Below are 26,658 nucleotides of genomic sequence, written 5' to 3' on the forward strand. Positions count from 1 at the left end.
AAAGCTGGAATTGCCGTCATGAACCCTCTCGTCAACCTGCTCGATCTCGACGCGGACGCGCTCACCGCCTATTGCGGGGAGCTCGGCGAGAAGCCGTTCCGTGCCCGGCAATTGCAGCGCTGGATCCACCAGTTCGGTGCCAGCCAGTTCGACGCCATGTCGGATCTCGCCAAGTCGCTGCGCGAAAAGCTCGCCACGCGCGCCGAGATCCGCTCGCCGGCCATCATCACCGACAACGTGTCGGCCGATGGCACGCGCAAATGGCTGCTCGACGTGGGCGCCGGCAACGCGGTGGAGACGGTGTACATCCCCGAGGACACGCGCGGCACGCTGTGCGTGTCCTCGCAGGCCGGGTGCGCCGTCAACTGCCGGTTCTGTTCGACTGGCAAGCAGGGTTTCTCGCGCAATCTGTCGACTGGCGAGATCATCGGCCAGCTCTGGATGGCCGAATTCGCCATGCGTGCCCAACTGGGCCGCGGCCCCAAGGAAGATCGCGTCATCTCCAACGTGGTGATGATGGGCATGGGCGAGCCGCTGCTCAACTACGACGCCGTGGTGCCGGCCATGCGCCTGATGCTCGATGACAACGCGTACGGCCTCTCGCGTCGCCGCGTCACGCTGTCCACCTCCGGCGTGGTGCCGATGATGGACCGTCTGTCGAAAGACCTGCCGGTGGCGCTGGCGGTATCGCTGCATGCGTCGAATGACGCGCTGCGCGACGTGCTGGTCCCGCTCAACAAGAAGTACCCGCTGGCCGAACTGATGGCGGCATGCCGCCGCTACCTCGAGTTCGCGCCGCGCGATTTCATCACCTTCGAATACTGCATGCTCGATGGCGTCAACGACGGCGTCGAGCATGCGCGGGAACTGCTGAAGCTTGTGGCGGACGTGCCGTGCAAGTTCAACCTGATCCCGTTCAACCCGTTCCCGGAATCTGGCCTGAAGCGCTCGAACAACGAGCAGATCCGCTGTTTTGCCCAGGTGCTGATGGACGCGGGCATCGTTACCACGATCCGCAAGACCCGCGGCGACGACATCGACGCCGCTTGTGGCCAACTGGCCGGGGAGGTCATGGATCGGACCCGTCTGGCCGAGCGCGGCAAGTTCGGCAAGATCACGCCACTGGTGCCGGTGGTTGCTGCCGGCCAATCTCGGGAGGCCCGTCCTGCATGACCCGTCTGATTGTCGCAGCCCTGTCAGGGCTGATGATGTTGTCCGCCTGCACGTTGCCGCCCCCGCCGTCGCAGGATATCAAGACCGCCTCCGACCAGACCGCAGCGAGCCGCCGCGCCGCCATCCGGCTGCAGCTGGCTACGCAATATCTTGACGCGCGCCAGTATCCGGTGGCGTTGGACGAGGTGAAGCAGGCCATCGCGATCGATCCGACCTCCGTGGATGCCTACCATGTGCGCGCGCTGATCTACATGGGCATGAACGAGAACGCGCTGGCGGAGGATAGCTTCCGCACGGCGCTCTCGATGCGTGCCAACGATCCGGACGTGCTCAACAACTACGGTTGGTTTCTCTGCCTGACCAACCGTTTTGCCGACGGCAAGGCCACGCTCCAGCGCGCGGTGCAGGCGCCGTCCGCCAACGGGCCGGTCAAGCCGCTGACCAACCTCGGCGCTTGCGAGCTGCGCAACGGCGACATGGTGGCGGCGGAAAAGAATCTCCAGACCGCGTATGGCTATGACCGCAGCGACCCGTCGGTCAATACGAACCTGGCGCTGCTGAACTACAAGCGCGGCGACTTCGCACAAGCACAGGAATACGCCGGCAAGGTCAACAACAGCCGGTTTGTCAGCGCGCAATCCCTCTGGCTGGGAGCGCGTATTGCACGCCGTCAGGGCGACACAGCGACGCAGAATGCGCTGTTATCGCAACTCCGCAACCGGTTTCCCGACTCGCGCGAGCTGACGGCCTACGAGAGAGGAGCTTGGGATGAGTGAACAAGAGCGCGCCTTGGAAACTGCGACGACGGGTCACGTCGGCAGTGGCGCGACAGACTCCGACCGCGAGGCTGTAGCCCGCGAGATCGGGGCGCAACTGAAGGAAGCACGCCAGACGCAGCGCTTGTCGCTGGAGGACGTGAGCGCGCGGCTCAAGGTGGCGTCGGCCAAGCTGGCGGCCATCGAGTCCGGCAACGTGGCGAGCCTGCCTGACGTGACGTTCGCCAAGGGCGTGATGCGCGCCTATGCGCGTACGCTCCATATCGATATCGATGCGCTGCTGGGCCGGTATCACGCCCAGGCGCAGACCGCGCCGGTGCAGGAAATCACGCGTCGCCGCGAAGGCGCGATCAACCAGACGTTCGACGACCGCAAGCGCTTTGGCTCGAAGAGTTCAAGCGGCGCGGGCGGCCGCTGGGTGTGGCTGTTCTTCGTGCTCGTGGTGCTGGGCGCCGGCGGCTATTTCGGCTTCGACCACGCCCGTGCGTGGTGGGAATCGCGCGAGCAGGCCGCTGCGGAAGCGCCGGCCGCCGCTGTTGTCACGGAAGATGCCACCACAGCCCAGAGCCATGGCGACGGTACCGTGACCGCAGCGCTGCCGCCGGTGATGGCAGGCAACGATTCGCCAGCGCCGTCGGAAGCACTGCCCACGACTGTGGCTGGCCTGCCGCTGGCAACGGGTGGCGCATTGAGCACTTCGGATGCAGCTTCGGCAGCGCCTGCCGTGCCGCCCGTCGCCGCCGCGACGAAGCCCGCCCCGGCGGCGACGACGCCCCCGCCCGTGACGGAGGCCGCCAAGACAGCCCCTGCAGCCACGGCCACGACGGCCGCGGACGGCACGATCCAGATCCGCTTCTCGGCTGATACCTGGTACGAGGTGCGTGACCGCACCGGAAAGGTCATCCTGGGCGGCACTGCCAAGGCCGGCGATACCGCCGCCGGCAGCGGCGCGGGCGGCCCGTACAAGCTGGTCCTGGGCAATGTAAAGGGTGTGGAATCGATCACGCGCAATGGCGCGCCCGTCGATTTCCAGTCCGCCAACCGAAACAATGTGGCGCGCCTCACGCTGCAATGATGCAGTCGGGTGGCGCATCAAGCGATGCAACAAGGTGGTAACGCTATGAACGAGAAGGCTTCCCAGCCGGTTCTGCCGGGTCCGTTGTCGCGCCGGCAGTCGCGCCAGGCGCGCGTCGTGTGGGGCGACAATATTGTCACCGTGGGAGGTGGCGCACCGGTTCGCGTGCAGTCGATGACGAACACGGACACGGTCGATGCCATCGGTACCGCGATCCAGGTCAAGGAACTGGCACGCGCCGGGTCGGAGATTGTTCGCATCACGGTGAATACGCCCGAGGCCGCCGCCGCCGTGCCGGCCATCCGCGAACAGCTGGACCGCATGGGTGTGGACGTGCCGCTGGTCGGCGACTTCCACTACAACGGCCACACGCTGCTGCACGAGTACCCGGATTGCGCGAAGGCGCTGTCGAAGTACCGCATCAACCCGGGCAACGTCGGCAAGGGCGTCAAGCGCGACAAGCAGTTCGCCGAAATGATCGAACTGGCTTGCCGCTATGAGAAGCCGGTGCGCATCGGCGTGAACTGGGGCAGCCTGGACCAGGATCTGCTCGCGCGCATCATGGACGAGAACGCCGCCCGTGCCGTGCCCTGGGGTGCGCAGAGCGTGATGGTCGAGGCGCTGATCACGTCGGCGATCGAGTCGGCGCAGAAGGCCGAGGAAATCGGCCTGCCGGGCAACCAGATCATCCTGTCGTGCAAGGTCTCGCAGGTGCAGGAACTGATCGCGGTGTACCGCGAGCTGGCCCGCCGCTGCGAGTACGCGCTGCACCTGGGCCTGACCGAAGCCGGCATGGGCAGCAAGGGCATCGTGGCCTCGACGGCTGCGCTGTCGGTGCTGATGCAGGAAGGCATTGGCGACACCATCCGCATCTCGCTGACCCCGGAACCGGGCGCGGCGCGCGAGAAGGAAGTCTATGTGGCGCAGGAAATCCTGCAGACCATGGGGCTGCGTAACTTCACGCCGATGGTGATTGCCTGCCCGGGTTGCGGTCGCACCACGAGCACCACGTTCCAGGAACTCGCGGCCAGTATCCAGTCGTATCTGCGCGAGCAGATGCCGACGTGGAAGACTGCGTATCCGGGCGTCGAGGAAATGGATGTGGCCGTGATGGGTTGCATCGTGAATGGCCCCGGCGAGAGCAAGCATGCCAATATCGGCATCTCGTTGCCGGGCTCGGGCGAGTCACCGGCAGCGCCGGTTTTCGTCGATGGCGTGAAGGTAAAGACGCTGCGCGGCGAACGTATCGCCGAAGAATTCCAGGCCATCGTGGACGAGTACGTGCGCACGCACTACGGTCCTGGCGCCACGCAGCAAGTACAAGAATCGGTGGCCTGAGCCCGGCTGCATCGCAGCGAGGCAGGCAACACCGCAGGTAACGAAACGGATATGAGCGAAGAGAAGACGAAGGCCGCCAAGGCACTGCAGGGCGTGAAGGGCATGAACGACATGCTGCCCGCTGACGCCCCGCTGTGGGAAATGTTCGAGAACGCCGCGCGCAGCATGCTGCGTGCCTACGGCTACCAGCAGATCCGCACGCCGATCGTCGAGCATACGCAACTGTTCGTCCGTGGCATTGGCGAGGTGACGGACATCGTCGAGAAGGAAATGTATTCCTTCACCGATGCGCTGAACGGCGAGAACCTGACGCTGCGTCCGGAAGGCACGGCGGCGGCGGTGCGCGCGACCATCGAGCACAACCTGCTTTACGACGGCCCGAAGCGCCTCTGGTACACCGGCCCGATGTTCCGCCACGAGCGTCCGCAGCGCGGCCGCTATCGCCAGTTCCACCAGCTTGGCGCCGAGGCGCTTGGCTTTGCCGGCCCCGACGTGGACGCCGAGATCATCCTGATGTGCCAGCGCCTGTGGGACGACCTGGGTCTGGTCAACGTGCGGCTGGAACTCAATTCGCTGGGCCAGGCGCATGAGCGTGCGGCCCATCGCGAAGAACTGATCAAGTACCTCGAGGGCTTCCAGGACATCCTCGACGAGGACGGCAAGCGCCGCCTCTATACGAATCCGCTGCGCGTGCTGGACACCAAGAATCCGGCGCTGCAGGAAATGGCCGCCAACGCGCCCAAGCTGATCGACTTCCTGGGCGAGGAATCGCTGGCCCACTTCGAGGGCGTGCAGCGCCTGCTGAAGGCCAACAATATCCCCTTCAAGATCAATCCGCGCCTGGTGCGTGGGCTTGATTACTACAACCTGACCGTGTTCGAGTGGATCACGGACAAGCTCGGCGCCCAGGGCACCATTGCCGGGGGGGGGCGCTACGATCCGCTGATCCAGCAGATGGGCGGCAAGCCTGCGCCGGCCTGCGGCTGGGCGATGGGCATCGAGCGGATCATCGAGTTGATGCGCGAGGAGAAGCTCGCGCCGGAAGCGCCGGGTTGCGACGTCTACCTGGTCCATCAGGGCGAGGCGGCTGGCGAGCAGGCCATCATCGTGGCCGAGCGGCTGCGCGACGCCGGCCTGGACGTGGTGGTGCATGCCACGCCGGACGGCAAGAGCGGCAGCTTCAAGTCACAGATGAAGCGCGCCGACGCAAGTGGCGCATCCTTTGCCGTTATTATTGGCGACGACGAAGTGGCAGCTGGCGTGATGCAGGTCAAGCAGCTGCGCGGCGGCAACGCCGGTGACGGTGGCCCGCAAACAAGCGTTGCGGCCGAAGCGGTGGTGGACCACATCATCGACGCGATGGTCAACGCGACAGAGTCTGACACCGCGGACGACGCGGAAGACGAACAATAAGCGAATTCAGCGGTATCCAGCCTGGCCGATCCCGGGGGCGGCCGGACTTATCAATCTTTTTGCGGGTAACTGCCGCGACATGGCTTGCGAGACATGGCTTACGATCTAGAAGAACAGGAACAGCTTGAGAGCCTGAAGGCCTGGTGGAATCAGTACGGCAACGTCGTCACGTGGATCGTGATTGCCGCGCTGCTTGGTTTCGCGGCCTGGAGCGGCTGGAACTACTGGCAGCGCGTGCAGGCGCGCGATGCCGCGCTGCTGTACGAGCAGGTCACCAAGGCTGCCGAGGCCCGCGACGCAGACCGCGTGAAGCGCGCCGCCACCGACCTCGAGGACAAGTTCGGGCGTACGGCCTATGGTCCGATGAGCGCGCTCGTGGCGGCCAAGGTGCTGTACGATGCGGGCGATCTGGCCGGCGCCAAGACGCAGCTGCAATGGGCGATCGACCATGGTGGCGACGAGTACGCCCCCTTGGCGCGCGTGCGCCTGGCCGGCGTACTGCTCGACGAGAAGGCATACGATCAGGGCCTAGCGCTGCTGAAGGACACGCCGCCCGCCCAGTTCGAGGCACTGTTTGCCGACCGCCGGGGCGACCTGCTGGCTGCGCAGGACAAGCGCGACGATGCCCGCACCGCGTACCGCACGGCGCTGGAGAAGCTGAGCGCTGACGAGGGCGGCATGCGCCAGATCATCCAGTTCAAGCTCGACGCGCTGGGCACGGCCTAAGCGGCACATCGAATAATCCTTAGGATCGCATCCCTATGACGTCATTGCTTCGCGCCGCCGCCATCCGTTCGCTGTCTCCCGTAGTGTCTCGCCGTGTCGCCCGCGTGGTGGTCGCCGGCGCCTGCGTGAGTGCGCTGGCTGGCTGCTCGCTGTTCGGCAAGGAAAACAAGCATCCGCCCACCGAGCTGAAGCCGATTTCGGCCACGCTGTCGGTCAAACAGGCCTGGAAGGCCGACGTGGGCAAGAGCGGCCCGTACGTGATGGCCCCGGTGGCGGCTGGTAATAATGTATACGTGTCGTCCAACGGCGGCACCGTGCTGGCGCTGGAAGGCAATTCGGGACGTACGCTCTGGAAGGCCAAGACCGACCTCGACCTGACCTCGGGCCCCGGCTCGGACGGTTCGGTGACGGCCGTGGCCGGCGAGAAGGGCGCGATCTACGCCTTCGACAACAGCGGCAAGCAGCTCTGGAAGAAGCAGGTCAACGGCGAGGTGCTGTCGGCGCCGCTGGTCGGCAACGGCCTGGTGGTCGTGCGCACGACCGACACGCGCGTAATCGGCCTAGACGCCCAGAGCGGCGACCGCCGCTGGATCTACCAGCGCTCGCAGACCCCGCTGAACCTGCGCGCCGCAATGGGCATGGTCTATGCCGGCGACGGCATCGTCATGGGCTTCCCGGGCGGCAAGCTCGGCGTGCTCGCGCCCGGCAATGGTGTGCTGCGCTGGGAAAGCACGGTGTCGTATCCGAAGGGTGTGTCCGAGATCGAGCGGCTTAACGACGTGACCGGCGTACCGGCCGTCAATGGCCGCCAGGTGTGCGCCACGACGTTCCAGGGCCGTGTGTCGTGTCTGGAACTGGCCAATGGCCAGCCGCAGTGGGGCAAGGACTTCTCCTCGCCGACTGGGCTGGCTCAGGATGACACGTCGCTGTTCGCCAGCGATGAAACCTCGACCCTTTTCGCGTTCGACCGTTCCAATGGCAACGAGCGCTGGAAGAACGACCAGCTCCGCTATCGCAGCCTGGGCGCGCCGATGGCGCTCGGCCGCTCGGTGGTGGTGGGCGATTTCGAGGGCTTTGTTCACTTTCTGTCCCGTGATGACGGTCAGATCGTGGCCCGCATGAAGACCGACGGCAGTGCCGTCAGCGCAGCGCCGGTTGTGGCCGGCCAGACGCTGGTCGTCCAGACCCGCGACGGCGATATCTTCGGTTTCGTACCGAACTGATCGCCAGCGCACGCAAGCCTGGCCGTGCCCCTGTCGCACGGCCGGCGCCAATCCGGTAGCATGATCCCTGGTCGTGCCAGCAACTGCGGAAGGTGGCGATTCGCCCCGGTTCCGCGCCCGACAGGAAGCCCCATTTCAGGGAAAACGGCCAGCCGCGCGGTCATTCGTGCGATGGTTGTCGGATCAACATGACTCCGGAGTTGCCGGGGGACGGCATATGCCGCCCCCCGTTTCCGTTTATTGCATGAAACCAGTTATCGCACTCGTCGGACGCCCGAATGTGGGCAAGTCGACGCTATTCAATCGCATGACCCGCTCCCGGGACGCCCTCGTGGCCGACCTGCCGGGTCTCACGCGCGACCGCCACTACGGCGAGGGCCGCATCGGCGAGCGTCCGTTCATCGTTATCGACACGGGCGGTTTCGAGCCCGTGGCCAAGGACGGCATCGTGGCCGAGATGGCCAAGCAGACGCGCCAGGCCGTGGTGGAGGCCGACGTGGTCATCTTCCTGGTCGACGGCCGCCTTGGCCTGGCGCCGCAGGACCGCGTGATTGCCGACTACCTGCGCAAGACCGGTCGGCGCATCATGCTGGCCGTGAACAAGGCCGAGGGCATGAAGTACACCTCGGTGGCCGCGGATTTCTACGAACTTGGCATGGGCGACCCCTATGCAATCTCGTCCACGCACGGCGACGGCGTGAGCGAACTCGTGGACGAGGCGCTGGAACTGGCGGTGCAGGAGCGTCCGGAGCTGGCCGAACAGACGGATGAGAGCCATCGCGGCGTGAAGATCGCCATCGTGGGGCGCCCGAACGTGGGCAAGTCCACGATGGTCAACACGCTGATCGGCGAGGAGCGCGTGATCGCCTTCGATATGCCGGGCACCACGCGTGACGCGATCTACGTGGAATTCGAGCGGGGCGGCAAGCCGTACACGCTGATCGACACGGCCGGCCTGCGCAAGCGCGGCAAGGTGTTCGAGGCGATCGAGAAGTTCTCGGTGGTCAAGACGCTGCAGTCGATTGCCGACGCCAACGTGGTCATCCTGCTGCTCGACGCCCAGCAGGATATTTCCGAGCAGGACGCGCACATCGCCGGCTTCATCGTTGAATCCGGCCGGGCGCTGGTGGTGGGCGTGAACAAGTGGGACGGGCTGGACGGCCACACGCGTGACCGCATCAAGCACGATCTGGAGCGCAAGCTGCAATTCCTGAGCTTCGCGAATTTCCACTTCGTGTCCGCGCGCGAACGCACCGGCATTGGCGCATTGCTGCGCTCAGTGGATGAAGCGTACGCCGCCGCGATGGTCAAGCTGCCCACGCCGCAGCTGACCCGTGTGCTGGCCGAAGCGGTGGAGTTCCAGCAGCCCAAGCGCGTGGGCGCGTCGCGCCCCAAGCTGCGCTACGCGCACCAGGGCGGCTCGAATCCGCCGATCATTGTGGTGCACGGCAACGCGCTGCAAGGTGTGGCCGAGACCTATCGGCGCTATCTGGAAAACCGCTTCCGGACGGCGTTCAAGCTCAAGGGCACACCGCTGCGCATCGAATTTCGTACGAACAAAAACCCGTACGCCGACTCGAAGGAATGAGGCGCAATGGTGCCTTTCTTCGCGGCCAAGTTTCGTTTGCGTTCGTTTGGAACTGAGGCTAAATTCACGGTAGCAGGGGAAGCCCTGCTCGTTGATGCCAGCCTGGTACCGTTTTGATCTTTTTTCTGGCGCGGTTTTGCGCCAACTGACTTGAACCGGGGACTTTTGTCCCCATCATCCATCACTAAATCTATAAATTTGGAGTGTGCCATGAGCAACAAAGGGCAATTGCTACAAGACCCGTTCCTGAACGCGCTGCGCAAAGAGCACGTGCCGGTTTCCATCTACCTCGTCAATGGCATCAAGCTGCAAGGCAACATCGAGTCGTTCGACCAGTACGTCGTCCTGCTGCGTAACACCGTGACGCAGATGGTCTACAAGCATGCGATTTCCACCGTCGTGCCTGCGCGCGCGGTCAACTTCCGCGTGGATGACTCCCCCGAGGGCTGATACTTCCTCTCTGGCTGCCGGCCGCGTCGCGATGCGGCCGCAGCACCGTGCCTTCCCTCTTCAGTGCCGTCCCACGCGGATGGTGCCATCCGCCGCGGCACGTTGCCGCAGCCGGCCATTGTATTAACAACCGTTTCTCCTTCAGGCGCTTCGCGTCCTCCCGCTTGCAACCCAGAGCTACCTCCAATACCGATCCGTCTCGCGCCATCCTGGTGGGCGTGGATTTCGGCAAGCATGATTTCCAGGAAAGCCTGTCCGAACTGGCGCTGCTGACCTCCACGGCCGGCTCGCTGCCGGTGCATACGCTGACGGGCAAGCGCTCGCGTCCCGATCCCGCGCTGTTCATCGGCTCCGGCAAGGCGGAGGAACTCAAGGAAGCGGCTGATGCGCTCGACGCCGACATCGTGGTGTTCAACCACGCGCTCAGTCCCGCCCAGCAGCGGAATCTGGAGCGATTCCTGAACCGGCACGTCATAGACCGAACCGGCCTGATCCTCGACATCTTCGGCCAGCGTGCGCAGAGCCATGTCGGCAAGGTGCAGGTGGAACTCGCCCAGGTCCAGTACCAGGCGTCGCGCCTGGTTCGTGCATGGAGCCACCTGGAGCGGCAGAAGGGCGGTATCGGCATGCGCGGCGGCCCAGGCGAGCGCCAGCTCGAACTGGATCGCCGGATGCTCGATGACCGCGCCAAGCGGCTCAAAGCCGACCTGTCGCGGCTCCAGCGCCAGCACCACACCCAGCGCCGCGCCCGCGCGCGCAACGATACGCTTAGCATCTCGCTGGTGGGTTACACCAACGCGGGCAAGTCCACGCTGTTCAACGCGCTGACCAAGGCGCGCGCCTATGCGGCCGACCAGTTGTTCGCCACGCTCGATACAACGTCGCGCCGACTGTTCCTTGAAGGGCTGGGCAATGTGGTGCTGTCGGATACGGTCGGCTTCATCCGCGACCTGCCGACGCAGTTGGTGGCGGCGTTCCGCGCCACGCTGGACGAGACCGTGCACGCCGACCTGCTGCTCCACGTGGTGGATGCGTCCAGTCCGGTCCGGCACGAGCAGATCGAACAGGTCAACCGCGTGCTGGCCGAGATCAATGCCTCGGACATCCCGCAGATCGTGGTCATGAACAAGATCGATGCCGCGCCCGAGCTGCTTGAGCAGGGCCCGCGCGTGGAGCGCGACGAAGATGGCGTGCCAAGGCGCGTGTTCCTGTCCGCCCGCGAGGGCATGGGGCTCGATGCGCTGCGCGAGGCCATCGTGGACGTGGCGCGCTGGCTGGCCGAGCAACCTGATGCGCCGGCGCCGTATGACCCGCGCCTGGCCGAGGTGCCGGCGCTGGCCGACGATGCCGTGTTCGACCAGGACGGCTGGGAGGGCACCCAGGGTCCCGATAGCCCCGATTCGGACCCTCCGCGCGCGAATTAAGCAGGCAATCTCATTGTTGTTCGACGAGATTCGCCACCCGATTGGGGATTTTGAGCAAAAGTGATCAAGATGGCTGCTAGAATCCCCTTGTTCCAAACTTCCCGGACCCGTGCACTTCATGCCCCTGTTCCAACGGAATCCTGACTCGCGCTCCGCGCCCGGCAGCCAAGCCCTGCATCCTGCAGGCTGGTCGCGCCTGCGCGCCATCTTCTCGCTGAACGATCCCCGCTGGGGCCGTAACGGTCAGGACGATGAAGACAAGGACAAGGATAAAAATCGCCAGCAGAACCAGCGGCCGCAGGACGGCCCGCCCGACCTCGACGAGCTGTGGCGCGACTTCAACCGCCGCCTGAACGGCCTGCTGGGCCGCAAGGACAATGGCGGGGGTGGCCCGAACTTCGGCAACACCCCCCGGACGCCGGGCAAGGGCTCGAACATCGGCATGGGCGTGATCGTGGCGGCCGTGGTCGGTATCTGGCTGGCCAGCGGCTTCTTCATGGTGCAGGAAGGCCAGACCGCCGTGATCCTGCAGTTCGGCAAGTTCAAGTACACGACCGGCCCCGGTATCAACTGGCGCATGCCCTGGCCGGTGCAGTCGGCCGAGGTGGTCAACCTGTCGAACGTGCGTTCAGTGGAAGTGGGCCGCGCCACGTCGATCAAGGACAGCAACCTCAAGGACTCGTCGATGCTCACGCAGGACGAGAACATCATCGACGTCCGTTTCACGGTGCAGTACGACATCCAGGACGCCGGCGAATTCCTGTTCTTCAACAAGACCGACCGCGGTGGCGACGAGGAACTCGTGACGCAGGCCGCCGAAACGTCAGTGCGCGAGATCGTGGGCCGCAACAAGATGGATGCGGTGCTGTACGAGAACCGCGAGGAGATCGCGCAGTCGCTGGCCAAGTCGATCCAGGCGATTCTGTCGGCGTACAAGACCGGCATCCGCGTGATCTCGGTCAACGTCCAGAGCGTGCAGCCGCCCGAACAGGTGCAGGCCGCGTTCGATGACGTGAACAAGGCCAGTCAGGATCGCGAGCGTGCGATCAGCGAAGGCCAGTCGTACGCCAACGACATCCTGCCGCGTGCCAAGGGTACGGCGGCCCGCCTCAAGGAAGAGGCCGAGGGCTACCGCTCCCGTGTGGTGGCGCAGGCCGAGGGTGACGCGGCCCGCTTCCGCTCGGTGCAGACGGAATACGCGAAGGCGCCTCAGGTGACGCGTGATCGCATCTATCTGGAAACCATGCAGCAGATCTACGCCAACACGAACAAGATCCTCATTGACGCCAAGGGCGGCAACAACCTCCTGTATCTGCCGCTGGACAAGCTGATGTCGCAGGTGCAGGGCACTGCTGCCGCGCCCGCGCCGACGCCGGGCACGAGCGCGCCGCCCGCGCCGGAGGCTGGCACCGACATCCGGTCGCGCGAAGGCATGCGCAACCGCGACCGCGATTCGCGCTGAGGAGACACGTCATGAACCGACTGATTTCCTTTGCGATTGGCCTTTTCATCCTGCTGGCCGTGGTGTCGTCGATGCTGTTCGTGGTCGACCAGCGCCAGTACGCCGTGGTGTTCGCGTTCGGCGAGATCAAGCAGGTGGTGCGCGAGCCCGGCCTGCACTTCAAGCTGCCGCCGCCGTTGCAGAACGTGGTCTTCATGGACCGCCGCCTGCAGACCATCGACGTGGCCGCCAGCGAGCGTTTCCTGACCGCCGAGAAGAAGAGCATGGTGGTGGACTGGTTCGTCAAATGGCGCATCACCGATCCGCGCAAGTTCTTCGTGGCGTTTAACGGCAACGTGCGCGGCGCCCAGGATCGCATGACGCAGCGGATCGACTCCGTGGCGCGCGAGGAGTTCGGCAAGCGCACTGTGGCCGATGTGGTGGCCGGAGAGCGCGAGAAGGTGATGCAGAACATTCGTGCCGGCATGTCCGAGTACGCGCAGTCCGTGGGCGTCGAAATTCTCGACGTGCGCCTGAAGCGCGTGGACCTGCTGCCTGCGATCAGCGAGTCGGTGTACCGCCGCATGGAAGCCGAGCGCAAGCGGGTGGCCAACGAACTGCGTTCCACCGGTGCCGCCGAGGGCGAGAAGATCCGCGCCGATGCCGATCGCCAGCGCGAGGTGCTGCTGGCCGAAGCGTATCGCGACGCCCAGGTGGTCAAGGGCGAGGGCGATGCCAAGGCATCGCAGGTCTATGCCGACGCCTTCGGCAAGGATCCGAGCTTCGCGCAGTTCTGGCGCAGCATGGAGGCCTATCGCAACACGTTCCGCGACAAGCGCGACGTGATGGTGCTGGAGCCCAATTCCGATTTCTTCCGCTATATGCGCTCGTCTGGCGGCAGCCAGGCAGCCGCGCCCGCAGGCAAGAAGTAGGGCGGCACGCGCAGACTCGCGTGCGTTCGACAAAACCCCGGCCCGCCCGGGGTTTTGTCCGGCTGGAGGGGCCGCGCCGAAGTGCGCCGCCGTCCTCGCCGGACAGCCAGGCCGGCCGGTCAGACCAGCCGGCCTGAAACCGTTTTTGAGAGAAGAGATTCACCATGTCCAACCACTGGCTCCTGCCCGAAAACATTGCCGACGTCCTGCCGTCGGAAGCGCGCAAGATCGAAGAATTGCGCCGCCGCATGCTGGACCTGTTCCGCACCTATGGCTACGAGCTGGTCATGCCGCCGATGCTCGAGTACCTGGAGTCGCTGCTGACCGGTACCGGGCATGATCTGGATCTGCGCACGCTGAAGCTGGTGGATCAACTGTCGGGCCGCACCATGGGCTTGCGTGCGGATATCACGCCGCAGGTGGCGCGCATCGACGCCCACCTGCTGAATCGTCCCGGCGTGACGCGTCTGTGCTACGCCGGCAACGTGCTGCACGCGCGCCCGGCCGGCTTCCATGCCACGCGCGAACCGCTGCAGATCGGCGCCGAGATCTACGGCCATGCCGGCCTCGAGGCGGACGTCGAGATCCAGGAACTGATGCTGGCCGCGCTTGAGGCCGCCGGCCTGACCAACGTGCGGCTGGACCTCTGCCACGCCGGCATCCTTGAGGCGCTGCTGGATGGGCTCCCGTCGATCCGCAAGATCGAGGACGCGATGTTCGCGGCGCTGGAGACCAAGGACGTGCCCGCTCTGCGCGTGCTGACCGTGGGGCTGCCGCAGACCGAGCGCGACGCGCTGCTGGCGCTGCCGACGCTCTACGGCGGCATCGAGGTCATCGAGCGCGCCCGCGCGACGCTGCCGGCCAGCCCGGCCATCGGCCGCGCGCTGGACGAGCTGTCGGCACTGGCCGCGCAGGTGCGTGGCGCCAGCGTGAACATCGACCTTTCCGATTTGCGCGGTTACCACTATCACAGCGGCGTGATGTTTACGGCCTATGTGGCGGGTCTGCCCAATTACGTGGCCCGTGGCGGTCGCTACGACAAGGTGGGCGAGGCCTTCGGCCGCGCGCGTCCGGCTACCGGCTTCTCGCTCGATCTGCGCGAAGTGGCGGCGCTGTCGCCGGTGGAAGTCCGCGCGCTGGCGATCTATGCCCCGTGGGACGCCGATCCTGGCCTGCGCACGACCATCGCGTCGTTGCGCGCGACCGGCGAGATCGTGATTCAGTCGCTGCCTGGCCACACTCATGAGCTCGACGAATTCAACTGCGACCGGCAGCTGGTTCGTCAGGGCGATGCCTGGGTGGTGGTGCCGCGCTAACACCCGATTCCGCCGGTGCGCACGACGCGTTCCGGCATTTTCCTCCGCTCTCCATGTGACTTTTTGCGCCTTTTTTCGGCGCAAAATCGCTGTCGCGGTGCCATACGTGCGCCCGAAAATCGGGAACCGTCCGGCAACGAGAGTAGAATACGTTTTTAACCTTCTGACCAATTCAACATGTCCGCATCCGCAGTAGGCCAGGGACGCAATGTCGTCGTGATCGGAACCCAGTGGGGTGACGAAGGCAAAGGGAAAATCGTCGATTGGCTTACCGATCATGCAAAAGGCGTGGTGCGGTTCCAGGGCGGCCACAACGCTGGCCACACGCTCATCATCGGCGGCAAGAAGACGATCCTGCGACTGATCCCCTCGGGGATCATGCGCGAGAGCACCGTCTGCTACATCGGCAATGGCGTCGTGCTGTCGCCCGAGGCACTCTTCCGTGAGATCGAGGAACTCGAGGCCGCCGGCCTGCAGGTGCAGAACCGCCTGCGCATCTCCGAAGCCGCCACGCTGATCCTGCCGTACCACGTGGCCATCGACAAGGCCCGTGAAGCGCGCCGTGGCGCCGCCAAGATCGGTACCACCGGCCGTGGCATCGGCCCGGCCTACGAAGACAAGGTAGCCCGCCGCGCGCTGCGCGTACAGGACCTGTTCGATCCCAAGCATTTCGCCGAGCGCCTGCGCGAGAATGTGGAATTCCACAACTTCATGCTGACCCAGTACCTGGGCGCCGAAGCCGTGGATTACCAGCAGATTCTCGACGAGATGCTGGCATATGCGCCGCGCCTGAAGCCGATGGTGGCGGACGTGTCGGCCGAGCTGTATGCCGTGAACGAGAACGGCGGCAACCTGATGTTCGAAGGCGCACAGGGCACGCTGCTGGACGTGGACCACGGCACGTATCCGTTCGTCACGTCGAGCAACTGCGTGGCCGGTGCGGCCGCTGCGGGCGCGGGCGTTGGCCCGGGCCGTTTGAACTATATCCTCGGTATCACCAAGGCCTACTGCACGCGCGTCGGTGCGGGCCCGTTCCCGAGCGAGCTGTACGACAACGACAACCCCGCGCGCCAGGACGCCGTGGGCGTGCGTCTGGCCAACGTCGGCAAGGAATTCGGCTCGGTGACCGGCCGTCCGCGCCGCACCGGCTGGCTCGACGCCGCCGCGCTGAAGCGCTCGGTACAGATCAACGGCGTGTCGGGCCTGTGCATGACCAAGCTCGACGTGCTGGACGGCCTGGAAACGATCAAGCTGTGCGTGGGCTACGAGCTCGACGGCAAGACCGTCGATATCCTGCCGCGCGGCTCGGACGCCGTGGCCGCCTGCGTGCCGGTGTACGAGGAATTCCCGGGCTGGAACGAATCGACCTTCGGCGTAAAGCAGTGGGACGCGCTGCCCGAGGCGGCCCGCGTGTACCTGAAGCGGATCGAGGAAGTGGTCGGCATTCCGATCGACATGATCTCGACCGGCCCGGACCGCGACGAAACGATCCTGCTGCGCCACCCGTACCAGGTGGCCTGACGTATCGGTATTACCTGTGAGCATGACCGCGGCGCCACGAGTGCCGCGGCCTCACCAAGCCAATCGGCCCGCGGAATGCGGGCCGAAGCTTTATCGGCTTTGTCTATCGGTCATCGACCAGAGACCTGACCTGAGAGAAGAACAGATCATGAACCTGCCTACCAATGACGAAGAGAACCTGTGGGTCTCTTGGGATGATTACCACCGCCTGATCGCGCGGCTGTCGCTGAACGTGCACGAGTCGGGCTGGAAGTTCGACAAGATCCTGTGCCTGGCGCGCGGCGGCCTGCGCGTGGGTGACCAGATGTCGCGGATTTTCGACGTGCCGCTGGCCATCCTGGCCACCAGTTCGTACCGCGAGGCGGCCGGCACGCAGCAGGGCGATCTCGACATCGCCCAGTACATCACGATGACGCGCGGTGAGTTGTCAGGCAAGATCCTGCTCGTGGATGACCTCGTCGATTCCGGCGTGACCCTGGAGCGCGTGGGCCGCCACCTGAAGGAGCGCTACCCGGCCGTGACCGACGTGCGATCGGCCGTGCTCTGGTACAAGGCGTGTTCGAAGGTGGAGCCGGATTACCACGTGACGTTCCTGCCGTCGAACCCCTGGATCCACCAGCCGTTCGAGGAATACGACACGCTGCGTCCGCACAACCTGGCCGCCTGGCTCAAGCGCGGCAAGCGCGCGTCGCTGCTGGACGACGACTCGGCGGCCTGAGCCGGCCGAGCCATCGACACGTCGGCTGCGCCGTCCGCGAACCGGGCTCAGTAGCCGACTGTGAAGCGCTGGCGCACATGTGCCGGTGCTTCGATCTCGTCGAGCATCGCGATCGCGTAATCCTCCATCGAGATCGAACTCTTGCCGGCCGCATCGGCCAGCAGGTCCTCCCCGCCGAGCCGGAACTTGCCCGTGCGTTCACCCGGCAGGAACAGGGCGGAGGGTGACAGGAACGTCCAAGCCAGCGCGGTCTCGCCGCGCAGCGCATTCAGGAAGTCACGACCCGCGGCGGCCTCGTCCTTGTACTGGGCCGGGAACGTCGGCGTATCGACCAGTTGCACGCCGGGCGCCACGAACAGGCTGCCCGCGCCACCCACCACCAGCAAACGCTCGACCCCAGCGGCCTTCACCGCATCGACGATCTGCGGCGCCTTGGCCTGCAGGAACCGCACGGTGCTGATGACGGCATCGTGGCCCGTCAGGGCGGCGGCCAGGGCGGCGCCGTCGGCCACATCCACATTGCGTGTTGTCGCGCCGGCGCGGTCCGGCAGGCTGCTGGCCTGGCGGGCGAGGGCGGTCACGGTGTGGCCGCGGCGCAGCGCTTCGTCGATCAGGCGGATGCCCACGTTGCCGGTGGCGCCGATGATGGCAATCTTCATGGTTGTTGCTCCTTCGCAGTGGCGATATGAAACCAAAGTGGTTACATATCGAGGTAAAAAAATCAGCGCTTGCGGCGCTGCGCGGTGGCGTGTTCGACATCTTCGAGCATGCCGGCAATGGTGATATCCGCGAGCGTGGCGTCCATGGCGGCTTGCGCCCGGTCTGCCACCTGACGTAACGCCCCGGTAATTTCGCGGCCGACCATGCAGGCCGGGTTGGGCGCGCTCTGGTGCAGCGTGATCATCGACGGTGTTTCCACGGCCCGGAACACTTCGAGCAGCGTAATGGCCGATGCGGGCCGCGCGAGCGTGGCGCCGCCGATGCTGCCCATCGTCGTGGCCACGAAGCCAGCGTCGGTCAAGGCGCCGATCATGCGCCGGATCAGCGCCGGGTTCGTGCCCACGCTGCCGGCGATCATCGACGACGGCACGGGGCCGTCGCTCTGCGCGAGCAGGGTCAGGATATGAACGGCGACGGCAAACCGGCTGCTGGTACTCATGGGGGGAATCTCAATGTGAAACCATCATAGTTACAGATACCCGGGCTGTCAACGCGGTAAATGGCCATTGTTGCCGTTTGTTTTTCGCCAAGGGTGGCCGAATCGTGCCGGATAATGCTGGAATCGGCACTGAAACTGATACACTCATCGACGGCGCCATGCCGCCAATGAATTCACAGCCGGTAAGGCATAGAGGGGAGTGCGGATTTGCAGGTTTCTCGGATCAGCGTCGGCAGCGCGAAAAACAAAGCGATGCCGCAAAACAAAAAGCCCGCAACTTGCGTTGCGGGCTTCTCGCTGAAACCTGGTGCCCAGGAGAGGACTCGAACCTCCACAGTGTTGCCACCGCTAGGACCTGAACCTAGTGCGTCTACCAATTCCGCCACCTGGGCAGGTGTCGAAACAACCGAAGCCGCCATTATAGCGACCGTAAAACGTTTGTCAAATAGTTTCCAGAAAAATTGAATCAGAACAACTATCCGATCCCTAGCCGGGAAGAAATCCTCGGCGTGCTGAGAACTTCGGGGTCGCCGCAATCGGCAGGCGATATCGCCAAGGCCCTGGCCGTTACGCGCAAGGAGCACGACGGTTTCCAGAAGCGCCTCGCCGCCATGGAGCGCGACGGCCAGATCGAACTGAACCGCAAGGGCCGCTACGAGTTGGCCCATCAACCGAATTTCATCGTCGGCCGCGTGCAGGGGCACCGCGACGGTTTCGGTTTCCTGATTCGCGATGACGGCGAGGACGACATCTTCCTGCCCGAGCGCGAACTCCAGAAGGCGATGCACAACGACCGTGCGCAAGTGCGCGTGGTGGGCTACGACCGCCGTGGCCGCCCGGAAGGGCAGATCGTCGAGATCGTCGAGCGCGCCAATCGCTATGTGATTGGCCGCCTGCTGTCCGAGAACGGCGTGCTGGTGGTAGCGCCCGAGGACAAGCGCATCGGTCAGGACATCCTGATTCCGCCCAAGCAGCAGGGCAAGGCCCGCGTGGGGCAGGTGGTCAGCGTGGAACTGATCGAGTATCCGGACCGCTACGTGCAGCCTGTAGGCCGCGTGGTGGAAGTGCTGGGAGATATCGACGATCCCGGCATGGAGATCGAGATCGCCGTGCGCAAGTACGGCGTGCCGCATGAGTTCTCGCCGGCCGCCGCCAAGGAAGCGCAGGGGCTGCCGGACGAGGTGCGCGAGGCTGACCTCGACCATCGCATCGACCTGCGCGACATCCCGCTGGTCACCATCGATGGCGAAGACGCGCGCGACTTCGACGATGCCGTCTACTGCGAGCCGGTCAAGATTGGCCGGGCCAAGGGCTGGCGCCTGATCGTGGCGATTGCCGACGTGTCGCACTATGTGCGACCCGGCACGCCACTGGACGCCGATGCGCTGGATCGCGCCACATCGGTCTACTTCCCGCGCCGCGTGATTCCGATGCTGCCCGAGAAGCTGTCCAACGGCCTCTGCTCGCTGAACCCGCAGGTGGACCGCCTGTGCATGGTCTGCGACGCGGTGATCACGGCCAAGGGCGAGCTGAAGGGCTACCAGTTCTACCCGGCGGTGATGCACTCCAAGGCGCGCCTGACCTACAACGAGGTCTGGGCCGTGCTGTCGAACACCAAGGGTCCCGAGGCGCACAAGCGCGGCGACCTGGTGCCCCACCTGCAGAACCTGTACGAGCTGTTCCAGGTCCTGCTCAAGGCGCGCCGCGAGCGCGGGGCAATCGACTTCGACACCACCGAGACCTACATCGTCTGCAACGCGCAGGGCAAGATCGAGCAGATCCTGCCGCGCACCCGCAACGACGCGCACCGGCTGATCGAGGAGTGCATGCTGACGGCCAACGTCTGCGCGGCCGACTTCCTCGAGCGCTTCAAGCATCCGACGCTGTACCGCATCCACGCGGGCCCGAGCGAGGAAAAACTCAAGAATCTGCGGGAGTTCCTGCGCACTTCCGGCCTGTCGCTGGGCGGCGGCGACAAGCCGCAGGCATCGGACTACGCCGAGGTGATGGACAAGATCAAGTCCCGCCCAGACGCGGCGATGCTCCAGACCATGCTGCTGCGCTCGATGCAGCAGGCGGTCTACAGCCCCGACAACATCGGCCACTTCGGCCTCGCGTATGAGGCTTATGCCCACTTCACGAGCCCGATCCGCCGCTATCCCGACCTGCTCGTGCACCGCGCGATCAAGGCCGTGCTGGCGCACACCAAGTATCAGCCGGCGTTCCCGCCTGGCACCGAACTGAACACGGCGGTCTCGCCCAAGGCGCGCCGCATGAATGCGGCAGACGCCGAGAAGAAGGCGCTGAATTCGGCCGCCCGGGCCAAGCGCAATGAGGCGATCTGGGACGAACTGGGCCTGCACTGCTCGGCGAACGAGCGCCGGGCCGACGAGGCCTCGCGTGACGTGGAAGCCTGGCTGAAGTGCTACTTCATGCGCGACAAGCTCGGCAGCGACTTCGCCGGCACGGTCAGTGCGGTCACCTCGTTCGGCATCTTCGTGCAGCTCGACGAACTCTATGTCGAAGGGCTGGTGCACGTGACCGAACTGGGCAGCGACTACTTCCAGTTCGACGAGGCGCGTAACGAACTGCGCGGCGAGCGCACGGGTATCCGCTACCGGTTGACCGACCGCGTGCGCGTGCAGGTGTCGCGCGTGGATCTGGACGCCCGCAAGATCGATTTCCGCCTGGTGCAGGAGCCGTCGGCCAAGACGCTGCGCGCCCGCACGACGGGACCCGAGGTGCAGCCGCGTGTGCCGGCCGCCCACGCGGTGCCCGCGCGCAAGAAGGGCCGCCAGCTGGCGGCGCTGCTTGGCGGCACGTCGAAGCCCGAGGAGTCGTTCGACGAGACGCTGGACCGCGTGATCGAGGAGCAGCCGGTATTCGAGGCCGTGATGACGCCGCTGAAGCCGCATGTGGGCCATGCGCCGCATGGCAAGACCGGCGGCAAGCCGGCCAAGCACGCGGCCAAGCCCAAGCCCACGCACCTCGAGAAGCCGCGCAAGCCTACTGCCAAACGGACCGCCAAGGCAGCGGCCAAGACCGCCCGCCCGGCACGCAAGCGTTAAAACACGCGGCGCCGGAATGGCCATGGCGGGTACAATCCCGCCATGGCCAAACACAAACTCCTGATCGGCTTTCATGCCGTGAACGCACGCCTTCGCCAAGACGCGAAGAGCGTGTCCGACATCTATATCGAATCCAACCGGCGCGACCGCCGCATGCAGGACTTCATCCGCCTCGCGGAAAGCCTGAACGTGCGCCTGCACCCGGTGGATGCCGACCGCCTGCGCGGCATGGCCGGCACCGATCGCCACCAGGGCGTGGTGGCGCGTGCCGACGACATCTCGCTGGCACTCAATCTGGACGAATTGCTCGATAGCATCGAAGGCACGCCGCTGCTGCTGGTGCTCGATGGTGTGACCGATCCGCACAACCTCGGCGCCTGCCTGCGCGTGGCCGATGGCGCCGGCGCGCACGCGGTGATCGCCCCGAAGGACCGCAGCGTCGGGCTGAACACCACGGTGGCCAAGGTGGCCAGCGGCGCGGCCGAAACCGTGCCCTACATCACCGTGACCAACCTCGCGCGTACGCTGCGCGAGCTGCAGGAACGCGGCATCTGGGTGGTCGGCACGGCTGACGGCACCGAGAAGACCCTGTACGACGTGGATCTCAAGGGCCCGATGGCGATCGTCATGGGCGCCGAAGGCGAGGGCATGCGCCGGCTGACCCGCGAGACCTGCGACGAACTGGTCGGCATTCCGATGGCGGGCGGCGTGGAAAGCCTGAACGTCTCGGTGGCGAGCGGCGTCTGCCTGTACGAAGCGGTACGCCAGCGCCGGCTGCCGCGCTGACATCGGCATATCGGCGATGATTCTGGACGCGGCATTGCTCGCCCAGGCGCGCGACCGGATCGCGGCGGCTAGCCAGATCTTCGTGCTGACCGGCGCCGGGGTCTCGGCGGAATCGGGCGTGCCGACGTTCCGTGACGCGCTGACCGGCCTCTGGGCCCGCTTCGACCCCGAAGAGCTCGCCACCGAGGCCGCGTACCGGCGCCAGCCGGCGTTGGTCTGGCAGTGGTACGAGCACCGCCGGGCGATGGTTTCTGCCACCCAGCCCAATCCGGCGCACTTCGCACTGGCGCAACTGGCCGACCAGAAGCCGGTCACGCTGGTCACGCAGAATATCGACGGATTGCATCAGCAGGCCGGCAGCCAGCATGTGATCGAGTTGCACGGCAACCTGTTCGCCAATAAATGGCTGGATGGCTGCGGACGTTGCGACACGGTGCCGCCAGTGCCGGGCGAGCCGCCCCATTGCGCGCTGTGCGGCGCGATGATGCGGCCCGGGGTGGTTTGGTTTGGCGAGGATCTGCCGCGCGTGGCGCGCTATCGCGCCGAGCACGCGGCGGAAACCTGCGATCTGTGCCTGGTGGTCGGCACGTCGGGGCTGGTGTACCCGGCGGCGGCGCTGCCGGGCATGGCCCGGGAGAACGGGGCGTTCGTGATCATGGTCAATCCGCAGCCGTCGGCGCTGGACGCCACCGCGGATCTCGTGCTGGCGGCGCCAGCAGGGCAATGCCTGCCGGCGCTGTGGTGACCGCGCTGTGGTGACAGGCTAGGCGGCCAGTTCTCCCACCAGCTTTTCCAGCTTCACCGCATCGGCCGCGAACAGGCGGATGCCTTCGGCCAGCTTCTCGGTGGCCATCGCGTCCTCGTTCAGTTGCCAGCGGAAGGCCGGCTCGTCGGCCACGACGCACGCCACATTCGCCGCCTGCGCATGCTCCACCGACAGCTTGCGCTCGACCGTGCCGCGCCCGGCCGCCAGTTGCTCGAGCAGTTCCGGGCTGATGGTCAGCAGGTCGCAGCCGGCCAGGGCCAGGATCTGGCCGGTACTGCGGAAGCTCGCGCCCATCACCTCGGTCGCATGGCCGAAACTCTTGTAGTAATCGTAGATCTGCCGCACCGACCGCACGCCCGGGTCGTTGTCGCCGGCATTGGCATTGGCGTCCCACTTGTCGCCGGCCTGCTTCTTGTACCAGTCGAGGATGCGGCCCACGAATGGGGAGATCAGCTGCGCGCCGGCCTCGGCGCAGGCCACAGCCTGCACCAGCGAGAACAGCAGCGTCATATTGCAGCGGATGTTCTCGCGCTGGAGGATTTCCGCGGCCTTGATGCCTTCCCAGGTGGAGGCGATCTTGATCAGCACGCGCTCCCGCGCCACGCCGCGCTGCTCGTACAGCCCGATCAGGTGGCGCGCCTTGTCCACGGTGGCCTGGGTATCGAACGAGAGCCGCGCATCAACCTCCGTGGACACGCGGCCCGGCACGATGGCCAGGATCTCGCAGCCGAAGGCGATCAGGAGCTGGTCCATCACGGCGTCCAGGCCCGCGCTGCCATGATGGTCGCGCACGGCCTGCTCGAGCAGGGGCCGATATTCGGCCTTCTGCACCGCCTTGAGAATCAGGGACGGATTGGTGGTCGCGTCCTGCGGCATGTACTGCTTCATCAGCTGGAAGTCGCCGGTATCGGCCACTACCGTGGTGAATTGTCTCAGTTGCTCTAGCTCGGTCATGATCTGTTCCATCCGGTTCCGTCAGTTGCCGCCCGCGTGGGAAGTCAGCATTCATTGTAACGGCGCTGGCACGGTTGGAAACACCGCCGTCACACGCCGATCCGCTACACTACGCGTTTCCCCCAAGCAATCAGGCTGTTTTCACATGACGCAGGATGAACTCAAGGCGCTGGTGGCGCAAGCCGCCGCCGACTACGTGAAGCAGGAAGTGCCTCAGGGCGCCGTACTCGGCGTGGGCACCGGCTCCACCGCCAATCTCTTCATCGACGCCATCGCGGCGTTCAAGGAGCGCTTCTCGGGCGCGGTGTCCAGCTCGGAGGCTTCCACGCGACGCCTGCAGCAGCACGGCATCCAGGTGCTGGACCTGAACGAAGTGGACGAGATTCCCGTCTACGTGGACGGTGCCGACGAGATCGACGCCTCGGGCGCCATGATCAAGGGTGGCGGCGGCGCGCTGACGCGCGAGAAGATCGTGGCCGCCGTGGCTGGCCGCTTCGTCTGCATCGCCGATGGCAGCAAGCTCGTGGACACGCTCGGCGCCTTCCCGCTGCCGGTGGAGGTGATCCCGATGGCACGTGCGGCCGTGGCGCGCAAGCTCGCCGCGCTGGGCGGCCAGCCGCGCCTGCGCATGACCAAGGAAGGCGGCATCTACAAGACTGACAACGGCAACGTGATTCTGGACGTCTCGGCGCTGCGCATCAGCCAGCCGAAGGACATCGAGCAGCAGATCAACCAGATCCCCGGCGTGGTGACGGTGGGCCTGTTCGCGCTGCGTGGCGCGGATGTGCTACTGCTGGGCACGGAGCAGGGCGTGCAACGCACGGACTACTAATAGGATGTGTGGCCCGAGCGGCCCGAGCCGCTCAGCCGGTCGCCCATGAAAAAGGGGTGCTTTATCAAGCACCCCTTTTCGTTTTTCCAGACTGGCGAATCAGTTCGCCGGCGGCACGTAGCCGGCGGCAGCATCGGCGCCTTCGCCGAAGAAGTATTTTTCGGTCTGCTTGAGCAGGTACTGGCGTGCGCGGGCGTCGGCCATGTTCAGACGATTCTCATTGATCAGCATGGTCTGATGCTTGAGCCAACCGGCCCAGGCTTCCTTCGACACGCTTTGCCAGATCTTCTTGCCAAGTTCGCCCGGCAGCGGCGGGAAGTCGAGGCCTTCGGCTTCCTTGTTCAGCTTGATGCAATGGACCATGCGGGCCATGTGAAACTCCTTGTTCGTGGCGCTTTTGTGGTACGAGGGGACGCCGAGTCGTGATGCCGGTTCTGGGCGGCTGCGTGGCCGCTATTGTAGCCAAGCCCGGCCAAGGCTGGGCTTGGCCCTGCCGGCGTTACAGTTTCTTCATCAGCACCATCGACTTGCGCTGCCAGTTATAGAGCTTGCGCTTGTCCTCGGGCAGGTCGTCCACGGTGGCGTGCACGAAGCCGCGCTTCAGGAACCAGTGCTCGGTGCGCGTGGTGAGCACGAACAGCCGGTCCAGCCCCAGCGCGCGGGCGCGGCGCTCGATGCGCTTGAGCAGCCGCTCGCCGTCGCCGGTGCCCTGGGCCTCGGACGAGACCGTGAGGCAGGCCATTTCGCCCATGTTCTCGCGCGGGAATTCGTAGAGCGCGGCGCAGCCGAACAGCACGCCATCGTGCTCGATCACCGAGAAATTGCCGATATCCCTCTCGATCAGGTGACGTCCACGTGGCACCAGCGTGCCATCGGCCTCGAGCGGTGCAATCAGTTGCAGGATGCCGCCCACGTCGTCGAGCGTGGCCTCCCGCAGGCTTTCCAGGTCGGTATCGGACACCATGGTGCCCACGCCATCGTGCAGGAACAGTTCCAGCAGTACCGAGCCGTCAAGCGAATAGGGGATCAGGTGCGCGCGCGGCACGCCGCCCTTGAGCGCCTTGACCAGATGTTCGAGGTAATAGGCCACGTCCGGCGGCAGGTGGTTGTTCTGCAACCGCTCCACGGCCGTGCGCAGCGACATCTCCTTCATCAGCTTGCCCACCGGGTCCGGCACGCCGGGCACTTCGGTGATGAAGATCAGCTTGTCGGCCTTCAGCGCGCTGGCGGTGGCGCTGGCCACGTCTTCCATCGACAGGTTGAACGCCTGCCCGGTGGGCGAGAAGCCCAGCGGCGACAGCAGTACTACCTTGCCGTGCGAGAGCGACATGTGCATCGAGTCGTAGTCGATCTTGCGCACCAGCCCGGTGTGCTGGTAATCGACACCATTGACGATGCCCACCGGCCGCGCGGTGATGAAGTTGCCGGAGACCACCGACAACTGCGCGCCGGCCATCGGCGTATTCGGCAGGCCCTGGCTGAAGGCGGCCTCGATGTCCAGCCGCAGTTCGCCGGCGGCCTCCTTGGCGCATTCGAGCGCGGCGTTGTCCGTAATGCGCACGCCGTCCGCGTACTGGGATTCCACATGGCGCAATGCCAGCTGCTCTTCCACCTGCGGGCGGGAGCCGAAGACCAGCACGATCTGCATGCCCATGGCGTGCAACAGCGCCACGTCGTTGACGAGCGCGTTGAGCACGCCGGCCTTGACCATCTCACCGCTGAAGGCGATTACGAAGGTCTTGCCGCGGAAGGCGTGGATATAGGGGGCGACGGCGCGCAGCCAGTCCACGAACTGCTGGTGGTCCGGGCCGCTGGCCTCGGTCAGCTCGGCGGCGGCCGTGGCAGACGGGATGGGCGTGGCGGGTTCGGCGACGGGAAGGGGGGCTGCGCTCAGGGCAGCGGGGGCATCTTCGTCGGGGGCGACAGGGGCCGGAGCAGGCGCCTGCGCATTGGAGGTTCTGGCGTTCATGCCGCGGATT

24 protein-coding genes and 1 tRNA gene are annotated in these 26,658 nt (G+C 65.5%); 19 read left to right on the top strand and 6 right to left on the bottom strand.

From position 1 onward, the window contains the following. The first annotated feature begins 18 nt into the window (after positions 1-18). The 15 genes from rlmN (at position 19) to AB4120_RS20155 (ending at position 17,114) form a co-directional block, all read left to right on the top strand. Positions 19-1,173, top strand: a complete 1,155-nt coding sequence (rlmN, locus tag AB4120_RS20085) for a 23S rRNA (adenine(2503)-C(2))-methyltransferase RlmN (RefSeq protein ID WP_149135712.1) — start codon at positions 19-21, stop codon at positions 1,171-1,173. Beyond that, positions 1,170-1,949, top strand: a complete 780-nt coding sequence (gene pilW / locus AB4120_RS20090) for a type IV pilus biogenesis/stability protein PilW (protein WP_149135713.1) — start codon at positions 1,170-1,172, stop codon at positions 1,947-1,949. The genes rlmN and pilW overlap by 4 nt, the downstream gene beginning before the upstream one ends. Continuing rightward, entirely contained in the window at positions 1,942-3,024 is a 1,083-nt protein-coding gene (locus AB4120_RS20095; RefSeq protein WP_441642739.1) for a helix-turn-helix domain-containing protein, read from the top strand. The genes pilW and AB4120_RS20095 overlap by 8 nt, the downstream gene beginning before the upstream one ends. A 45-nt stretch (positions 3,025-3,069) precedes the next feature. Further along, positions 3,070-4,362, top strand: coding sequence for a flavodoxin-dependent (E)-4-hydroxy-3-methylbut-2-enyl-diphosphate synthase (ispG, locus tag AB4120_RS20100; protein WP_149135715.1), 1,293 nt, complete (start codon positions 3,070-3,072; stop codon positions 4,360-4,362). A gap of 51 nt (positions 4,363-4,413) precedes the next feature. After that, on the top strand, positions 4,414-5,775 hold the full coding sequence (gene hisS, locus AB4120_RS20105; RefSeq protein WP_441642740.1) for a histidine--tRNA ligase: 1,362 nt from the start codon (positions 4,414-4,416) through the stop codon (positions 5,773-5,775). A gap of 93 nt (positions 5,776-5,868) precedes the next feature. Beyond that, positions 5,869-6,501, top strand: coding sequence for a YfgM family protein (locus AB4120_RS20110; RefSeq protein ID WP_149135716.1), 633 nt, complete (start codon positions 5,869-5,871; stop codon positions 6,499-6,501). Positions 6,502-6,536: 35 nt separating this feature from the next. After that, positions 6,537-7,724 carry an outer membrane protein assembly factor BamB gene (gene bamB, locus AB4120_RS20115; protein ID WP_441642741.1) on the top strand — a complete coding sequence of 396 codons (1,188 nt, stop codon included), beginning with the start codon at positions 6,537-6,539 and terminating at the stop codon, positions 7,722-7,724. Positions 7,725-7,968: 244 nt separating this feature from the next. Further along, positions 7,969-9,312 (top strand): ribosome biogenesis GTPase Der, encoded by a 1,344-nt coding sequence (der, locus tag AB4120_RS20120; protein ID WP_149135718.1) that lies wholly within the window; start codon positions 7,969-7,971, stop codon positions 9,310-9,312. Between the two features lie 210 nt (positions 9,313-9,522). Further along, positions 9,523-9,762, top strand: a complete 240-nt coding sequence (hfq, locus tag AB4120_RS20125; RefSeq protein WP_092289682.1) for an RNA chaperone Hfq — start codon at positions 9,523-9,525, stop codon at positions 9,760-9,762. A 164-nt stretch (positions 9,763-9,926) separates the two neighbouring features. Next, on the top strand, positions 9,927-11,186 hold the full coding sequence (hflX, locus tag AB4120_RS20130; RefSeq protein WP_149135719.1) for a GTPase HflX: 1,260 nt from the start codon (positions 9,927-9,929) through the stop codon (positions 11,184-11,186). A gap of 118 nt (positions 11,187-11,304) precedes the next feature. Continuing rightward, the gene (hflK, locus tag AB4120_RS20135) at positions 11,305-12,648 is read left to right on the top strand and encodes an FtsH protease activity modulator HflK (protein WP_149135720.1); all 1,344 of its coding nucleotides are present in this window, start codon (positions 11,305-11,307) and stop codon (positions 12,646-12,648) included. An 11-nt stretch (positions 12,649-12,659) separates the two neighbouring features. Continuing rightward, positions 12,660-13,559: a protease modulator HflC gene (hflC, locus tag AB4120_RS20140; RefSeq protein ID WP_149135721.1), complete on the top strand. Its 900-nt coding sequence runs from the start codon at positions 12,660-12,662 to the stop codon at positions 13,557-13,559. 164 nt (positions 13,560-13,723) lie between these two features. Continuing rightward, a complete protein-coding gene (locus AB4120_RS20145) occupies positions 13,724-14,875 on the top strand; it encodes an ATP phosphoribosyltransferase regulatory subunit (protein WP_149135722.1) in 1,152 nt (383 codons plus the stop codon). Positions 14,876-15,052: 177 nt separating this feature from the next. Further along, entirely contained in the window at positions 15,053-16,396 is a 1,344-nt protein-coding gene (locus tag AB4120_RS20150) for an adenylosuccinate synthase (RefSeq protein ID WP_144200854.1), read from the top strand. Between the two features lie 148 nt (positions 16,397-16,544). Then, positions 16,545-17,114 (top strand): phosphoribosyltransferase, encoded by a 570-nt coding sequence (locus AB4120_RS20155; RefSeq protein WP_144200852.1) that lies wholly within the window; start codon positions 16,545-16,547, stop codon positions 17,112-17,114. A 47-nt stretch (positions 17,115-17,161) separates the two neighbouring features. Here AB4120_RS20155 and AB4120_RS20160 read toward each other — a convergent pair whose 3' ends face one another. The 3 genes from AB4120_RS20160 to AB4120_RS20170 all read right to left on the bottom strand — a co-directional run bounded on the left by AB4120_RS20160 (position 17,162) and on the right by AB4120_RS20170 (position 18,665). Continuing rightward, positions 17,162-17,773 carry an NAD(P)-dependent oxidoreductase gene (locus AB4120_RS20160; RefSeq protein WP_441642742.1) on the bottom strand — a complete coding sequence of 204 codons (612 nt, stop codon included), beginning with the start codon at positions 17,771-17,773 and terminating at the stop codon, positions 17,162-17,164. A gap of 62 nt (positions 17,774-17,835) precedes the next feature. Then, positions 17,836-18,273 (bottom strand): Rrf2 family transcriptional regulator, encoded by a 438-nt coding sequence (locus AB4120_RS20165; protein ID WP_441642743.1) that lies wholly within the window; start codon positions 18,271-18,273, stop codon positions 17,836-17,838. Between the two features lie 305 nt (positions 18,274-18,578). Further along, positions 18,579-18,665, bottom strand: a tRNA-Leu gene (locus AB4120_RS20170). Positions 18,666-18,734: 69 nt separating this feature from the next. Here AB4120_RS20170 and rnr point away from each other — a divergent pair. Genes rnr through AB4120_RS20185 form a run of 3 tightly spaced genes read left to right on the top strand, consistent with a single transcriptional unit; the run spans position 18,735 to position 22,872 of the window. Next, positions 18,735-21,341, top strand: a complete 2,607-nt coding sequence (gene rnr, locus AB4120_RS20175) for a ribonuclease R (RefSeq protein WP_149135725.1) — start codon at positions 18,735-18,737, stop codon at positions 21,339-21,341. A 42-nt stretch (positions 21,342-21,383) separates the two neighbouring features. Next, the gene (gene rlmB, locus AB4120_RS20180; RefSeq protein ID WP_149135726.1) at positions 21,384-22,127 is read left to right on the top strand and encodes a 23S rRNA (guanosine(2251)-2'-O)-methyltransferase RlmB; all 744 of its coding nucleotides are present in this window, start codon (positions 21,384-21,386) and stop codon (positions 22,125-22,127) included. Positions 22,128-22,143: 16 nt separating this feature from the next. Beyond that, positions 22,144-22,872 carry an SIR2 family NAD-dependent protein deacylase gene (locus tag AB4120_RS20185; protein WP_187645131.1) on the top strand — a complete coding sequence of 243 codons (729 nt, stop codon included), beginning with the start codon at positions 22,144-22,146 and terminating at the stop codon, positions 22,870-22,872. Positions 22,873-22,890: 18 nt separating this feature from the next. Here the strand turns inward: AB4120_RS20185 and tal are convergent, their stop codons facing one another. Next, complete coding sequence (gene tal / locus AB4120_RS20190; RefSeq protein WP_441642744.1) at positions 22,891-23,847, bottom strand: transaldolase; 957 nt, start codon at positions 23,845-23,847, stop codon at positions 22,891-22,893. A 145-nt stretch (positions 23,848-23,992) separates the two neighbouring features. Here tal and rpiA point away from each other — a divergent pair, with 145 nt between their 5' ends. Next, positions 23,993-24,679 carry a ribose-5-phosphate isomerase RpiA gene (gene rpiA / locus AB4120_RS20195; RefSeq protein WP_144200840.1) on the top strand — a complete coding sequence of 229 codons (687 nt, stop codon included), beginning with the start codon at positions 23,993-23,995 and terminating at the stop codon, positions 24,677-24,679. 99 nt (positions 24,680-24,778) lie between these two features. On the opposite strand, the gene AB4120_RS20200 is transcribed toward rpiA, so the two are convergent. Together AB4120_RS20200 and argA are read right to left on the bottom strand one after the other, a co-directional pair. Then, entirely contained in the window at positions 24,779-25,051 is a 273-nt protein-coding gene (locus AB4120_RS20200; protein ID WP_144200838.1) for an oxidative damage protection protein, read from the bottom strand. Positions 25,052-25,178: 127 nt separating this feature from the next. Then, positions 25,179-26,648, bottom strand: coding sequence for an amino-acid N-acetyltransferase (gene argA / locus AB4120_RS20205; protein ID WP_441642745.1), 1,470 nt, complete (start codon positions 26,646-26,648; stop codon positions 25,179-25,181). Positions 26,649-26,658: the final 10 nt, after the last annotated feature.

The organism is Cupriavidus sp. 2KB_3, from assembly GCF_052115685.1.
Taxonomy (GTDB): Bacteria; Pseudomonadota; Gammaproteobacteria; order Burkholderiales; family Burkholderiaceae; genus Cupriavidus; species Cupriavidus campinensis.

Excerpts from the sequence above, each read along its gene's own strand:
- hisS (WP_441642740.1), top strand. The coding sequence starts at position 4,414 with ATGAGCGAAGAGAAGACGAAGGCCGCCAAGGCACTGCAGGGCGTGAAG.
- der (WP_149135718.1), top strand. The coding sequence starts at position 7,969 with ATGAAACCAGTTATCGCACTCGTCGGACGCCCGAATGTGGGCAAGTCG.
- ispG (WP_149135715.1), top strand. The coding sequence starts at position 3,070 with ATGAACGAGAAGGCTTCCCAGCCGGTTCTGCCGGGTCCGTTGTCGCGC.
- hfq (WP_092289682.1), top strand. The coding sequence starts at position 9,523 with ATGAGCAACAAAGGGCAATTGCTACAAGACCCGTTCCTGAACGCGCTG.
- hflK (WP_149135720.1), top strand. The coding sequence starts at position 11,305 with ATGCCCCTGTTCCAACGGAATCCTGACTCGCGCTCCGCGCCCGGCAGC.
- hflC (WP_149135721.1), top strand. The coding sequence starts at position 12,660 with ATGAACCGACTGATTTCCTTTGCGATTGGCCTTTTCATCCTGCTGGCC.
- AB4120_RS20200 (WP_144200838.1), bottom strand. The coding sequence starts at position 25,051 with ATGGCCCGCATGGTCCATTGCATCAAGCTGAACAAGGAAGCCGAAGGC.
- bamB (WP_441642741.1), top strand. The coding sequence starts at position 6,537 with ATGACGTCATTGCTTCGCGCCGCCGCCATCCGTTCGCTGTCTCCCGTA.
- AB4120_RS20185 (WP_187645131.1), top strand. The coding sequence starts at position 22,144 with ATGATTCTGGACGCGGCATTGCTCGCCCAGGCGCGCGACCGGATCGCG.
- rlmN (WP_149135712.1), top strand. The coding sequence starts at position 19 with ATGAACCCTCTCGTCAACCTGCTCGATCTCGACGCGGACGCGCTCACC.
- tal (WP_441642744.1), bottom strand. The coding sequence starts at position 23,847 with ATGACCGAGCTAGAGCAACTGAGACAATTCACCACGGTAGTGGCCGAT.
- AB4120_RS20155 (WP_144200852.1), top strand. The coding sequence starts at position 16,545 with ATGAACCTGCCTACCAATGACGAAGAGAACCTGTGGGTCTCTTGGGAT.
- AB4120_RS20095 (WP_441642739.1), top strand. The coding sequence starts at position 1,942 with ATGAGTGAACAAGAGCGCGCCTTGGAAACTGCGACGACGGGTCACGTC.
- rlmB (WP_149135726.1), top strand. The coding sequence starts at position 21,384 with ATGGCCAAACACAAACTCCTGATCGGCTTTCATGCCGTGAACGCACGC.
- argA (WP_441642745.1), bottom strand. The coding sequence starts at position 26,648 with ATGAACGCCAGAACCTCCAATGCGCAGGCGCCTGCTCCGGCCCCTGTC.
- AB4120_RS20150 (WP_144200854.1), top strand. The coding sequence starts at position 15,053 with ATGTCCGCATCCGCAGTAGGCCAGGGACGCAATGTCGTCGTGATCGGA.
- AB4120_RS20165 (WP_441642743.1), bottom strand. The coding sequence starts at position 18,273 with ATGAGTACCAGCAGCCGGTTTGCCGTCGCCGTTCATATCCTGACCCTG.
- AB4120_RS20110 (WP_149135716.1), top strand. The coding sequence starts at position 5,869 with ATGGCTTACGATCTAGAAGAACAGGAACAGCTTGAGAGCCTGAAGGCC.
- pilW (WP_149135713.1), top strand. The coding sequence starts at position 1,170 with ATGACCCGTCTGATTGTCGCAGCCCTGTCAGGGCTGATGATGTTGTCC.
- AB4120_RS20145 (WP_149135722.1), top strand. The coding sequence starts at position 13,724 with ATGTCCAACCACTGGCTCCTGCCCGAAAACATTGCCGACGTCCTGCCG.
- AB4120_RS20160 (WP_441642742.1), bottom strand. The coding sequence starts at position 17,773 with ATGAAGATTGCCATCATCGGCGCCACCGGCAACGTGGGCATCCGCCTG.
- rpiA (WP_144200840.1), top strand. The coding sequence starts at position 23,993 with ATGACGCAGGATGAACTCAAGGCGCTGGTGGCGCAAGCCGCCGCCGAC.